This window comes from Lysobacter humi (ex Lee et al. 2017), from assembly GCF_054781815.1.
In genome coordinates this window covers 60,641-73,519 of record NZ_BAAGTR010000001.1, presented here as the reverse complement: position 1 = coordinate 73,519, position 12,879 = coordinate 60,641, and the positions used below count along the sequence as shown (strand labels likewise).

Sequence of the window (12,879 nt, the reverse complement as noted above, 5' to 3'; positions counted from 1 at the left end):
GGGAGGCGCCGTGGATTCTGACGGATTGGCGGAGCAACGCGCACGGGCCCTGCCACGGCTCGTCGCCGCGCCGTGGCTGATGAGCCTGCTCGCACTCGGGCTGGGGCTCGCCGCGACGTTCGCCTTCGCCAGCTGGCGAGAGCGCGAGGCGCGCCGCGAGGACGTGCGCCGGCTCGAGGCCATCGCGCGCAGCGAGCTCGACGCGCTCTCGCGCGAGCTGCGCGGCTTCGACTTCGCCCTGCGGGGGCTGCAGGTCGGCCTCGGCGGCGCGCCGGTCACGCGCGAGCGTTTCGAGCAGGCGGCATCCGACCTCGGCCTGGTCAGCCGCCTGCCGGGCCTGCAGGCCGTGGTCTATTCCGAGCGGCGGCCCGGCCCGCAGGGCGAGGCCTATCCGACAGTCCATGTCTATCCGGCGGCCGGCAACGAGCGTGTGGTCGGGCTCGACGTGCGCTCGCAGGCATCGAACCTGGCCGCCCTGCAGCGCTCGCGAGACACCGATGTCGCCGCCCTCTCGGCGCCGTTCCGGCTCATCCAGGATCCGGTCGGCCATTCGCCGGACGGGCTGCTGCTGCGCCTGCCGCTCTATGGCCCGGGCCCGCGGCCGCTCGACGTGGCCGCGCGACGCGCGCGCTTTGTCGGCTCGTTCGGCATCTCGTTCCGGATGTCGACGCTCGCCGAGCGCGCGTTCCCGTCGGAATGGCGGCGTCAGCTCGCGTTGCGCATCGTCGACCTCGGTGACGGCACCGAGCGCATCGTCCACGACTCGCGGCCGGCGCAGGCCGCCGTGGGCGGCTGGTCGCGGCGCGACGAGATCGACGTCGGCGGCCGCCGATGGCGCGTCGAGGTCGCGGAGATCGCGCCGCCGCGTGCGTTCGGTCGCGCCGGGCTGCCGATGCTCGCCATTGGCGGCCTCGCGAGCCTGCTGCTCTCGCTGTGGATCGCGTCGCTCGCGAACGCGCGACGCCGCGCCGTGGAGATCGGCGAGGCGATGAGCGCGCGCTACCGCGACAGCGAGCAGCGCTTCAGGGCGGTCAACGAGCTGCTGCCCGCACTGGTCGTGCTCGCGCGGGTGGAGTCGGGCGAGGTCACCTACGCCAACCAGGCCGCGCGCGTGCGGCTCGGCGAAGGTGTGGACGGCGCGCGCTTCGAGGACCTGTTCGAGGAACCCGATCGCCGGGCCGAGCTGCTCGCGCCCGGCGGCCCCGACTGGGAAGGCGTCGAGACGGTGCTGCGCAGCACGAACGGCGATCGCTTCTGGGCGAGCCTGTCGATCCGGCGCGTGACGATCGGCGGGCGCGAGAAGTTCCTGCTGGTCGCCTCCGACATCTCGCAGCAGCGCCAGCTCACCGAGCTGCTCACCTACCAGGCGAGCCACGACGCGCTCACCGAGCTCTACAACCGCCGCGAGTTCGAGCGGCTCGTCGAGCGCGCGCTGGCGCATGCCGCGGCGGGTGGCCCCGTCTGCGCGCTGCTTTACGTCGACCTCGACCAGTTCAAGCTGATCAACGATACCTCCGGCCATTCGGCCGGCGACCAGCTCCTGGCGCAGCTCGCCGGGCTGATGCGCGAGCAGCTGCGGGGCAGTGACGCGCTCGCGCGCCTCGGCGGCGACGAGTTCGGCGTGCTCGCCTGCGACGTGCACGACACCGCCGGCGCGCTGCTCGTCGCCGAGCGGTTGCGCCAGCACATCGACAGCTTCACCTTCGTCTGGGACCAGTCGAGCTACGGCATCACCGCGAGCATCGGCGGGGTTCTGCTCGATCCGCAGTCGACGCTGAAGGAAGCGTTCGCGCGCGCGGACACCGCCTGCTACATGGCCAAGGATGCCGGCCGCAACCGGGTGCACTTCTATTCGGCGAGCGACGACGCCGCGGCGCGCCGGCGCACCGAGATGGAATGGGCGCACCGGCTGCGCTGGGCGCTCGACAAGGATCGTCTGCGGCTGTTCTTCCAGGAGGTGCATCCGCTCGCGGGCTCGGGGGCCGGCGACGCCACACGCGTGGAAGTGCTGCTGCGCCTGTGCGACGAAGACGGCCGCATCGTGCCCCCGGGCGCCTTCATTCCCGCGGCGGAGCGCTTCGGCCTAATGCCGGCGATCGACCGCTGGGTGATCGAGACCACGCTCGCGCATCTCGACCGCATCCATCCGCAGGGCGACGCGCTGCAGTTCGTGGCGATCAACCTCTCCGGCGCCACGCTCGAGGACGAAGGCCTCGTCGAGTTCGTGGCCGCGCTCGTCGCCCGCCACGGCGTGGATCCGCGGCGGCTGTGCTTCGAGATCACCGAGACCGTCGCGGTGCGCAACCTCGCGCAGGTCTCGCGGCTGGTCGGCGCGCTGCGCCGTACCGGTTGCCGAATCGCGCTCGACGACTTCGGCGCGGGCATGTCCTCGTTCGGCTACCTCAAGAACCTGCCGGTGGACATCATCAAGATCGACGGCGGCTTCGTGCGCGACCTGCTCAGCGATCCGATGAGCCAGGCCATCGTGCGCGCGGTGACCGACATCGGCCACCAGCGCGGCCTGCAGGTCGTGGCGGAATGGGTGGACAGCCTGGAACTCGTCGATGCGCTCGCCGCGGTCGGCGTCGACCTCGCGCAGGGCTTCGTGCTGCACAGGCCCGAGCTGGCGGTGCTGCACCGCCCGGCGGTCGCTCAGACGTAGGTCGCGCCCGGCGCGTCGATCCAGGCCCGCAGCCGCTCGAGCTGCCCGTCCTCGATCGACAGGAAGCGGAAGCCGATCCAGGCCTGGCCCGGAGGCGCGGCGGCGTTGCGCCAGAGCAGGTGCGCACCGACCTCGAGCGGCACGCCGCGCCCGGGCACGTCCGGGAGCGCGAAGCGCAGCTGGTACAGGCAGTCCTCGTGCAGCGGCGCGCTCGCGAGCAGCAGCAGCCCGCTCTCGGACAGGTTGCCGAGCTGGCCGACCGCGAGCTCGGTCATCGCGTCGACGACTTCGACGCGCTCCTCGACGCGGCGCCGACGGCTGCGGCGGGATTCGTCGACGGGCGTGCTCATGCATCGTCTCCGGCCGCGGACGGCGCCCGCGAGGCATGGGCGCCGAGGCCCTGCAGCGCGGCGCGCCACGCGCGATCGACCAGGCGCCCGTCGATCGCGGTGACGATGCGCGCATCGCCCGAGGCGAGCTGGCGCGCGAGCTCGTCCAGCGTGGACTCGCCCACGCGCTGCCCGCGCGGATTCACGAACAGCGCATGGCCGGTGACCGGACTGGTCCACGACAGGCGCCGACGCAGCGGCCCCGCCGGGCCCGCGAGCTCGAACCAGGCGCCGGCAGGCAGTTCCTGCAGGCGCTCGAGCTGCCCGCGCTCGCCATCGGTCATGGGCGGCAGGTGCGAGGTGTCGGGCAGCGCGTCCTCGCCGAGGCGCGCGCGCGCCTTGAGCTTGAGCGCGAGTTCGGTGCGGGTCGACGCGGCATCCTCGTCGTCGTCCTCGTTCGTCTCGCCGGCGAGCAGGCGTGCGATACGGCCGGCGTCGTCGGCGTGGTAGCCCACGGCCACCAGCCATTGCTCGACGTTGTCCGCCAGCCCCGGCACGGCCGGCCCGCCCGCGGCGGCGCGCACGAGATCGGCGGTCGCCTCGACGAGCACCTGCCAGTCCGGCCCCTGCTCGCCGTGGCGCAGGTGGCCCAGCGTGAGTACGTCGGCCCAGGCGTGGCGGAGCATGCCGCGATGGAAGACGGGCACGCGCGCGGTCGCGAGGGCGGCCTCGATCACGGCGGTGGCGCGCTGCCGGGCGACGGCGAGCTTCTCCTTGCCGCGCGCGGCCTCGACGTTGCGCCGCTCGGCGATGTCCGCGCGACGCATCGCGGCCTGCATCTGCGTGTCGAGGGACTGCACCGCGGCGCGGAACGCCTGCATCGGGTCGGCTGCGCCGGCCACGTCGGCGACCACCCGCTGCAGGTGCGCGTGCAGCTGCGGATCGATGTCTTCCGGCGCGTACCAGCGCGCGGCGGACTCGGCGACGGCGTTGAGCAGCTCGCGCGCCGGATGGCTGCTGCGCACGAAGAACGCCGCGTCCGCGAGGCCGGTGCGCAGCAGCGGCAGCTTGAGCGCGTCGAGCATGGCGAGCGGCGCCGGCTCCGGCCGTACGTCGCGCAGGACATGCGCATACATAAGACCCAGCAGCTCGAAGGTGTCGCTGTCCTGCGGCGTGAGTGCGACGGCGTGGCCGCGCGCGCGTCGTCCCTGCAGCAGCAGCCACTGGCGGATCGCCTCGATGTCGTGGCCCGCGAGGCTGCGGTCGGCCTGCGCCAGGAACTCCAGGACCTCGGCCGTGCCGAGCTCGGCGCGCTTCTCGGCCAGCGCCTCGCCCGGCCCGCGGAAGCGGTCGGCGATCGCCCGGCGCGAGGCGAGTAGCTCCTGCAGCAGCTGGAACGTGAGGTGGTCGGCCTCCGCGGAGGCATCGGCGGTCCAGCCGGTGAGCGGGCGATCCTGCTCGGCGAGCGCGTCGGTCGCCGGCGCCACGGTGCGCGGCCGCGGGCGCAGCGGCACGTAGGACAGGCCGGGCATGATGCGCTGGCGTGCGAGCAGGTCGTTCGCCGCCTCGGTGATGCCCGGGTACTCGGCGAGCACGCGGCGGTCGAATTCGCGAAGGATCGCGATCCGCAGGCTCAGGCTGAAGCCGTTCGCCGTGGCCGCCTCGAGCATCAGCTCGCACAAACGGCGCGGCCCGAGCGGCACGGTGGCGACGTCGAAGGCCGGCGACTCGGCAAGCACCGCGAAGCGCTGGCAGAGCAGCTGCAGCGGGAGCGCGGCGCGCGCTTCCTGGCGCAGCGCGATCGCGCGCACCTCGGTCGCCTCGTCCTCCTCGTCCTCCTCCACGATGCGCAGCTCCTCGAAGCTCGGCATCGCCACGGGCACCTCGGCCGGCGGCGGCGGCGACCGCGCGCGATCGCGCAGGCCGCCGAGCTCGGCGTCGATCGCCTGCATGTAGGCGGCGATGAAGGCGGCCTGCCGGCGCTGGAGGATCTGCGCCTGCGCCATGTAGCTGACGCTCACGGTGTGCTGGGCGCCACGATCCTGCAGGTGCGCGAGGCGTGCCTCGAGCTCGGGGAGCAGGCGGTCGAGCGGGTCGACGATCAGCTCGAAGGCGAGCGCGTGGATCGATTCGAGCGTCTCCCGCACGCGCCGCGGCAGCGCCGCAGCCGGGAAGGCCGCCGCGGGGATGCGCGAGCTGGGAGGAAACGGGACGGACATCGGGGCCCCACCGATCGTTTCGCTATGAGACCACGGTCACGCGCGGATGTCAGCCGCACAGGGCGCCTCGAGGAACAGTTCGAGGACGTCGTTCAAGAAGCGCTGGCCGAGCGGCGTCGGGCGCACATGCCCGTCGGCCTCTTCGAGCCAGCCGCGTTCGAGGGCGTCGCCCACCGCGTCGGCGATCACCGCGCGCGGCAGGCCCGTGCGCGACTCGAACTGGAGCCAGCTGAAACCTTCATGCAGGCGCAGCGCGTTGAGCATGAACTCGAAGGGCCGACGCGCGGGCCCGATCACCTCGTCGCCGCCGAGCGCGGCAGGCGTGCCTGCGGTCTCCATGTACTTGGCCGGATGCTTGTGCTTCCAGCGGCGCAGGATCGTCTGGTCGGCGCCGAGGCTGATCTTGCCGTGCGCGCCGGCGCCGACGCCGAGGTAGTCGCCGTAGCGCCAGTAATTCACGTTGTGCGCGCAGCGGTGGCCGGGGCGTGCGTAGGCGCTGGTCTCGTAGTGCCCGTAGCCCGCGTCGGCCAGCCGCGCCTGGCAGGCCTCCTGCATGTCCCAAGCGATGTCGTCGTCCGGCAGGCCCTGCGGCGGGCGGGCGGCGAAGACGGTATTGGGCTCGAGCGTGAGCTGGTAGTGGCTGACATGGGTCGGCGCGAGTGCGACCGCGCGGTCGACGTCGGCCTCGGCCATCGCGAGCGTCTGGCCGGGCAGGGCGTACATCAGGTCGAGGTTGATCTCGGCGAAGCCGGCCTCCTGCGCCTGGCGCACCGCGCCCTCGGCCTGCGCGGAATCGTGGATGCGCCCGAGCCGCTCCAGGCAGCCGTCGTCGAAGCTCTGGATGCCGAAGCTCAGGCGGTTCACGCCGGCTGCGCGGTAGTCCGCGAGCCGGCCGTACTCGGCGGTGCCCGGATTGGTCTCGAGCGTGATCTCGCAGCCGGGCGCGAAGCGCAGCCGGCTGCTCGCCTGCTGCAGGAAGCGGTCGACCAGCGCCGGCGGCATCAGGCTCGGCGTGCCGCCGCCGAAGAACACCGTCTGCACGGTGCGGCCCCAGACGAGGGGCAGGTCGAAGTCGAGGTCAGCCAGCAGCGCGTCGACATAGGCCGCCATCGGCAGCTCGCCGCGCCCCTGGTGCGAATTGAAATCGCAGTAGGGGCATTTTCGTACGCACCACGGCACATGCACGTAGAGCGAGAGCGGCGGGGGAATGAGGCTCATGCGTGGTGGGCGTCGCGCGGCAGGCTGGCGGGCGCATGCTCGGGCATGGCGGCCAGCGCGTCGAGCAGGGCCGGATCGATCCGGGCCCGCCGACGGCCGTGGACGATCATCCACAACGTCAGGGCGCGCAGCGTGGCGCAGTCGGGGGAGGGGGCCTGCACGACAAGGATCGGGCGCTCGGCGCCGCGGTCCTCGACCTGCAGCCGGCAGTGCGGCAGCAGGGTGCGGCGGAACTCGACGCGACCGAACTCCCGTGCGGCGGCGTCACGATAGACGAAGCCCGAGCCCAGATCGCGGATGCGCAGCAGGCTGCCGTCGATGACCGCCCACTGCAGGCGGCCGAGCGCGGCGAGGGTCGCGGCGAGCAGCGCCAAGGCGGCGGCAACGGGGCCGGCGAGCGTGAGCGCGGTCGAGGCCACGAGCATGGCGACCGCCGCCATCAGGGCGACGAGGAACGGCTGGCGTTGCCAGCCGGTCTGCAGGATCTGGACGACCGAGCTCATGCGGCTTCCCCGGCAAGGCGCTCGCGCAGGACGGCGACGGCGCGGCCGCGATGGCTGCGGCGCGCCTTCTCGGCCGGATCGAGCTCGGCGGCCGAGCGCCCGGTCGCGGGGTCGAGGAAGACGGGGTCGTAGCCGAAGCCCGCATCGCCCCGCGGCTCGCTCAGGATCGAGCCGTGCCAGCTGCCTTCTGCGATCACCGGCTGGGGGTCGGCGGGATGGCGCAGCAGCACGATCACCGCATGGAAATAGGCCTCGCGGTCGGCGTCGGGTCGGTCCCTCAGCTCGCCGAGCAGCTTGGCGATGTTCGCCTGCGCGCTCGCGGTGGGGCCGGCGTAGCGCGCGGAGTACAGGCCGGGCGCGCCATCGAGCGCCTTCACGCAGAGCCCCGAGTCGTCGGCGAGCGCCGGCAGGCCGCTGGCCCGCGCCGCGTGGCGGGCCTTGAGCAGCGCGTTCTCGACGAACGTGGTGCCCGTCTCCTCGACGTCCTCGATGCCGAGCGCCTGCTGCGGCACGCAGTCGAACCCGAGCGGGGCGAGGAGTTCAGCGAATTCGGCGAGCTTGCCCGGATTGCCGCTGGCGACGACGACCTTCATGCGTCGCATCCTGCAGCGCCCCCGGTGTAGGCGCGGTGGATCAACCGGCCAGCGCGGCCTGCTGGAGCGTGACCAGCTGTGCAATTCCACGCTCGGCGAGGTCGGTCAGCGCCGCGAGCTCGTCGCGGCGGAAGGCATGCCCCTCGGCGGTGCCCTGCAGCTCGATGAAGCCGCCGCCGTCGTTCATGACCACATTCATGTCGGTGTCGCAGTCGCTGTCCTCGGCATAGTCGAGGTCCAGCACCGGCACACCGCGGTAGACGCCCACCGACACCGCGGCGACCGCGCCGAACAGCGGATCGCGCTTGATGTCGCCGCGCGCGAGCAGCCAGCGCGTCGCGTCGACGAGGGCGACATAGGCCCCGGTGATCGCCGCGGTGCGGGTGCCGCCGTCGGCCTGCAGCACGTCGCAGTCGAGGGTGATCGTGCGCTCGCCGAGCAGGCGGCGGTCGACGCAGGCACGCAGCGATCGGCCGATCAGGCGCTGGATCTCCAGCGTGCGGCCGCCCTGCTTGCCGCGCGCGGCCTCGCGGTCGTTGCGGGTGTTGGTCGAGCGCGGGAGCATGCCGTATTCGGCGGTCACCCAGCCCTCGCCCTTGCCCCGCAGGAAGCCCGGTGCCTTGTTGTCGACGCTCGCCGTGCACAGCACCCTGGTGTCGCCGAACTCGACCAGCACCGAGCCTTCCGCGTGCCGCGTGTAGCCGCGGGTGATCCGCACCGGGCGGAGTTCGTCCGGTGCGCGACCGCTCGGTCGGGCGAAGGCGGGAGGCGTGGCGGCCATCGGGCTATCCGGAAAAACGGCGGCTGAGCGTACCATTCGCGCCCCGGCCGCCGGCCGGCAGGAGATGCGCATGTCCATCCGCAGCATGACCGCGTTCGCCAGCGCCGAGGCCAGCACGCCCTGGGGCACGCTCGCCTGCGAGCTGCGCTCGGTGAACCACCGCTTCCTCGAGATCGCGGCCCGACTGCCCGACGACCTGCGCGCCGTCGAGCCGGCGCTGCGCGAGCGCATCGGTGCGCGCGTGAGCCGCGGCAAGGTGGACGTGGCGCTGCGCTTCCGCGCCGCCGATGCGGCGGCCTCGCTGCAGGTCGACCGCGATCGCCTCGTCGAACTCTCGCGGCTCGCGCGCGAACTCGAGGGCCAGTTCCCCGGCCTGACGACCGACTTCTCGCAGCTGCTGCAGATCCCCGGCGTGGTGCGCACCGAAGGCGTCGATGGCGCCGCCCTGCAGGCCGCGGCGCTGGAACTTCTCGACGCCGTGCTCGACGAGTTCGTCGCCTCGCGCGAGCGCGAGGGCGGCAAGCTCGCGCAGGCGATCACCGAGCGCCTCGACGCCATCGCCGGCATCCGCGACACCGTGCGCGACTGCCTGCCCGCGATCCGCGAAGGCCAGCGTGCACGCCTCGCCGCGCGCCTGGCCGACCTGCCGCAGCCGGTCGATGCCGGTCGGCTCGAGCAGGAAGTCGTGATCGCGCTGCAAAAGCTCGACGTCGACGAGGAGCTCGATCGCCTCGACGCGCACCTCGCCGAGGCCCGGCGCGTGCTCAAGCTGCGCGAGGCCGTCGGCCGCCGGCTGGACTTCCTGCTGCAGGAGTTCAATCGCGAGGCCAATACGCTCGGCAGCAAGTCGGTCGACAGCCGCACGTCCACTGCGGCGATCGACCTCAAGGTGCTGATCGACCAGATCCGCGAGCAGGTCCAGAACATCGAATAGGGCGATCGGCGCGATTCCTGCCGCCCAGCGGTTAGGATTCGACGCACGCCCGGCGCCGCCGACCCGACTCCCGCTCCCGACCCGATCCCATGCGCGGAACTCTCTTCATCGTCGCGGCGCCCTCCGGCGCGGGCAAGTCGAGCATCGTCAACGCGGTGCTCGCCCGCGATCCGAACATCTGCCTGTCGATCTCGTTCACCTCGCGCGCACCGCGCCCGGGCGAGCGGCATGCCGAGCACTACCACTTCGTCGAGGCCGCGCAGTTCGAACAGATGGTCGCCGACGGCGACTTCTTCGAGCATGCGCGCGTGCACGGCGACTGGAAGGGCACGGCGCGCCAGTCGGTCGAGCCGCAGCTGGCGGCCGGCCGCGACGTGCTGCTGGAGATCGACTGGCAGGGCGCGCGCCAGGTGCGCGCCAAGGTGCCGGACGCGATCTCGGTCTTCATCCTCCCGCCCTCGCGTGCCGCGCTCGAGGAGCGCATGCGCAAGCGCGGGCAGGACAGCGAGGAAGTGATGGCCCAGCGCCTGCAGGCCGCGCGCGAGGAGATGAGCCACTACGGCGAGTTCGACTTCCTCATCGTCAACGAGGACTTCGGGACCGCGGTGGAGGAGATGTGCGCGATCTTCACCGCGAGCCGCCTGCGGCGCGACCGGCAGGTCGCCCGCCATGCCCGCCTGATCACCGCGCTGCTGGCCGACGACCCGGGTTGACTGCATCGGTCCGACCAAGTCGGTAAATGACTGATTCGTAAGGGAAGGCTTGCCTCGGCGGCGGGTGGCGCCTACACTTGCCGCCCCTTACCGCATTCGCATGGCGCGCCGACCGGCCGCCGGGAGCCCCATGGCCCGCATCACCGTAGAAGATTGCCTGCAGGTCGTCGACAACCGCTTCGAGCTGGTCATGATGGCCGCCAAGCGCGCCCGCCAGCTCGCCGCCGGCGTCGACGCCCAGCTCGAGAATGAGTCCAACGACAAGCCGACCGTCCTCGCCCTGCGCGAGATCGCCGCGCGCCGGATCGACAACGAATACATCGACGCGGTCGAGAAGGCCGAGCGCGAGCGCAAGGAGCGCGAGGCGCTGGAGTGGGCCGCCGCCGAGGTGGTCGCCGACGACGACCTGTCGAAGGGCGACGACTGAACATCGCGCCACGCGTCACCGAGAGCCCCGCCAACGGCGGGGCTTTTCGTTTGTAGGCCGTCACCCCGCGTCGATCCGCGTGAATAAGGCGACGCACCGCGCGTTTGCCGGCGTTGCACCCCGGTGACGCGGCCGTATAGTCGATCCCGATGAGTTCCTTCGACCGCGTCGCCAGCACGAGCGCCCCCGTCCCCGCACCGGCTGCACCGGACGAGGTGCCGCCGTACGTGCTCGAGCTCGAGCGCGCCGCCGCCTACCTGGGCGACGAGCAGCGCGCGCTCCTGCGCAAGGCGTGGCGCCTCGGCGCGGAGGCCCATGCCGGGCAGACGCGCAAGTCCGGCGAGCCCTACATCACGCATCCGGTGGCCGTAGCCAAGGTGCTGGCCGAGCAGGGTCTCGACGTCGAGACGCTGATCGCCGCGATCCTCCACGACACCCTCGAGGACACCGAGCTCAGCCACGAGCAGCTCGCCGCCGAATTCGGCGAGACGGTCGCCGAGCTTGTGGACGGCGTCACCAAGCTCGACAAGCTGCAGTTCCGCGACCGCCAGGAAGCGGCGGCCGAGAGCTTCCGCAAGATGCTGCTCGCGATGAGCCGCGACCTGCGCGTGATCCTCATCAAGCTCGCCGACCGCCTGCACAACATGCGCACGCTCGGCGCGCAGAAGCCCGAGTCGCGCATGCGCATCGCGCGCGAGACGCTGGAGATCTACGCGCCGATCGCGCAGCGGCTCGGCATGAACCTGTTCAAGGCCGAGCTGCAGGACCTCGGCTTCCGCGGTATGCACCCGTGGCGGCACGCCGTCATCGAGAAGCGCATCCGCACGCAGCCGGTGATGCGCCGCGAACTGCTCGCGCAGATCGAGGCGAACCTCGCGCAGAAGCTCGCCAAGGAAAAGCTCATCCACCGGCTGGTGAGCCGGGTGAAGTCGCCTTGGAGCATCTACACCAAGATGCGCATGGAGCAGAAGAGCTTCCGGCAGGTGATGGACGTCTTCGGCTTCCGCGTGGTGGTGCGCAATGTCGGCGACTGCTACCGCGCGCTCGGCGTGGTGCACAGCGCCTACAAGCCGCTCGACTCGCGCTTCCGCGACTTCATCGCGATCCCGAAGGCGAACGGCTACCAGTCGCTGCACACCGTGCTGTTCGGGCCCTACGGCTCGCCGGTGGAGGTGCAGATCCGCACCGAGGAGATGGACCTCGTCGCCGAGCGGGGCATCGCCGCGCACTGGTCGTACAAGTTCGGCGGCGAAGGCTTCAACGGCGCGCAGAGCCGCGCGCACCACTGGGTGACGAACCTCGTCGAGTCGCAGCGCTCGGCGGGCTCGTCCCTCGAGTTCCTCGAGAACGTGAAGGTCGACCTGTTCCCCGACGAGGTCTACGTCTTCACGCCGAAGGGCGACATCCTCAGCCTGCCGCGCAATTCCACCGCGCTCGACTTCGCGTATGCCGTGCATACCGACATCGGCAACACCGCGGTGGCCGCGCGCGTGGACGGCAAGCTCGTGCCGCTGCGCACGCGGCTCGCGAGCGGCCAGCGCATCGACATCATCAGCGCGAAATCGGCGACGCCCAAGCCGCAGTGGCTCGAATTCGTCGTGACCGGAAAGGCGCGCACCGCGATCCGCCAGCAGCTCAAGCAGCTCGGGCACGAGGACGCCGTGCAGATCGGCCACCGCATGCTCGATCGTGCACTGGAAGCGATGGACACCTCGCTCGAGCGCGTGCCGGCGACGCGGCTGGAGGCCTACCTCGCCGAGCATCGCTATCCGCGGCTGGAGGCGCTGCTCGCCGACATCGCGCTCGGCACGCGGATGCCGCAGCAGGTCGCGCTGGTGCTGCTGCGCGAGCGGCCCGGCAACCTGCGAAGGCGCGACGAGGACGTTCGCGGCCCGTCCGCCGAGAAGATCCAGATCACCGGCACCGAGAAGGGCGTCATTTCGTTCGCCAACTGCTGCCTGCCGGTGCCGGGCGACGAGATCATGGGCTACCACACTGCCGGCAAGGGCATCGTGGTGCATCGCCTCGACTGCCCGAACGTCGGCGAGTACCGCAAGTCGCCCGACCGCTGGGTGCCGATCGGCTGGGATCGCGAGGTGCAGGGCGATTTCCATGCTGCACTGAAGATCGAGGTCGACAACCGGCCGGGTGCGCTCGCGCAGATCGCTGCGGCGATCGCGGAGGCCAAGGCCAACATCGACCGTGTCGAATACCTCGAGCGCGATGCGAACGTCGCGGTGCTGCGCTTCGGCATCGAGGTGACCGACCGCCGGCATCTGGCGGACGTGATCCGCAAGGTGCGTCGCGTCACGGTCGCCCTGGGCGTGGCGCGCATCTAGAGGTTTGCGTAATCCGGGGCAGTCGACAGGCGCGGCCTCATCGGGATCGCCAGGTGTCTCTGCACACTGCGGATGTCCGTGGCATGCGTTCCGGCCAGCGAGCCAATGTCACCCTGCGGCGCCGATGTGGCGCGGTACGCGATCCCACGTCGTGGCACGCC

General features: G+C 71.8%; 11 protein-coding genes. 5 read left to right on the top strand and 6 right to left on the bottom strand.

Annotated features, from left to right (window positions below):
• Positions 1-10 precede the first annotated feature (10 nt).
• On the top strand, positions 11-2,662 hold the full coding sequence (locus ACYVJJ_RS00300) for a bifunctional diguanylate cyclase/phosphodiesterase (protein ID WP_460830178.1): 2,652 nt from the start codon (positions 11-13) through the stop codon (positions 2,660-2,662).
• On the opposite strand, the gene ACYVJJ_RS00295 is transcribed toward ACYVJJ_RS00300, so the two are convergent.
• From ACYVJJ_RS00295 to rph, 6 genes are read right to left on the bottom strand one after another with little or no spacing between them, the layout of a single operon-like run.
• Positions 2,653-3,012, bottom strand: a complete 360-nt coding sequence (locus ACYVJJ_RS00295; protein ID WP_460830177.1) for a PilZ domain-containing protein — start codon at positions 3,010-3,012, stop codon at positions 2,653-2,655. The two genes, ACYVJJ_RS00300 and ACYVJJ_RS00295, sit on opposite strands and share 10 nt — an antisense overlap.
• Positions 3,009-5,210 carry a DUF1631 family protein gene (locus ACYVJJ_RS00290; protein WP_460830175.1) on the bottom strand — a complete coding sequence of 734 codons (2,202 nt, stop codon included), beginning with the start codon at positions 5,208-5,210 and terminating at the stop codon, positions 3,009-3,011. The genes ACYVJJ_RS00295 and ACYVJJ_RS00290 overlap by 4 nt, the downstream gene beginning before the upstream one ends.
• A 36-nt stretch (positions 5,211-5,246) precedes the next feature.
• A complete protein-coding gene (hemW, locus tag ACYVJJ_RS00285) occupies positions 5,247-6,428 on the bottom strand; it encodes a radical SAM family heme chaperone HemW (protein WP_460830174.1) in 1,182 nt (393 codons plus the stop codon).
• The gene (locus ACYVJJ_RS00280; RefSeq protein ID WP_460830173.1) at positions 6,425-6,931 is read right to left on the bottom strand and encodes a hypothetical protein; all 507 of its coding nucleotides are present in this window, start codon (positions 6,929-6,931) and stop codon (positions 6,425-6,427) included. The genes hemW and ACYVJJ_RS00280 overlap by 4 nt, the downstream gene beginning before the upstream one ends.
• Positions 6,928-7,524 carry an RdgB/HAM1 family non-canonical purine NTP pyrophosphatase gene (rdgB, locus tag ACYVJJ_RS00275; RefSeq protein WP_460830171.1) on the bottom strand — a complete coding sequence of 199 codons (597 nt, stop codon included), beginning with the start codon at positions 7,522-7,524 and terminating at the stop codon, positions 6,928-6,930. The genes ACYVJJ_RS00280 and rdgB overlap by 4 nt, the downstream gene beginning before the upstream one ends.
• Before the next feature lie 40 nt (positions 7,525-7,564).
• A complete protein-coding gene (gene rph / locus ACYVJJ_RS00270) occupies positions 7,565-8,305 on the bottom strand; it encodes a ribonuclease PH (RefSeq protein WP_460830170.1) in 741 nt (246 codons plus the stop codon).
• 85 nt (positions 8,306-8,390) lie between these two features.
• Here rph and ACYVJJ_RS00265 point away from each other — a divergent pair, with 85 nt between their 5' ends.
• The 4 genes from ACYVJJ_RS00265 to ACYVJJ_RS00250 all read left to right on the top strand — a co-directional run bounded on the left by ACYVJJ_RS00265 (position 8,391) and on the right by ACYVJJ_RS00250 (position 12,718).
• Positions 8,391-9,239: a YicC/YloC family endoribonuclease gene (locus ACYVJJ_RS00265; protein ID WP_460830857.1), complete on the top strand. Its 849-nt coding sequence runs from the start codon at positions 8,391-8,393 to the stop codon at positions 9,237-9,239.
• An 89-nt stretch (positions 9,240-9,328) separates the two neighbouring features.
• Positions 9,329-9,952 (top strand): guanylate kinase, encoded by a 624-nt coding sequence (gene gmk, locus ACYVJJ_RS00260; RefSeq protein ID WP_460830169.1) that lies wholly within the window; start codon positions 9,329-9,331, stop codon positions 9,950-9,952.
• A gap of 130 nt (positions 9,953-10,082) precedes the next feature.
• The gene (gene rpoZ / locus ACYVJJ_RS00255) at positions 10,083-10,379 is read left to right on the top strand and encodes a DNA-directed RNA polymerase subunit omega (RefSeq protein WP_460830167.1); all 297 of its coding nucleotides are present in this window, start codon (positions 10,083-10,085) and stop codon (positions 10,377-10,379) included.
• A gap of 149 nt (positions 10,380-10,528) precedes the next feature.
• Positions 10,529-12,718: a RelA/SpoT family protein gene (locus ACYVJJ_RS00250; protein WP_460830165.1), complete on the top strand. Its 2,190-nt coding sequence runs from the start codon at positions 10,529-10,531 to the stop codon at positions 12,716-12,718.
• Positions 12,719-12,879 lie beyond the last annotated feature (161 nt).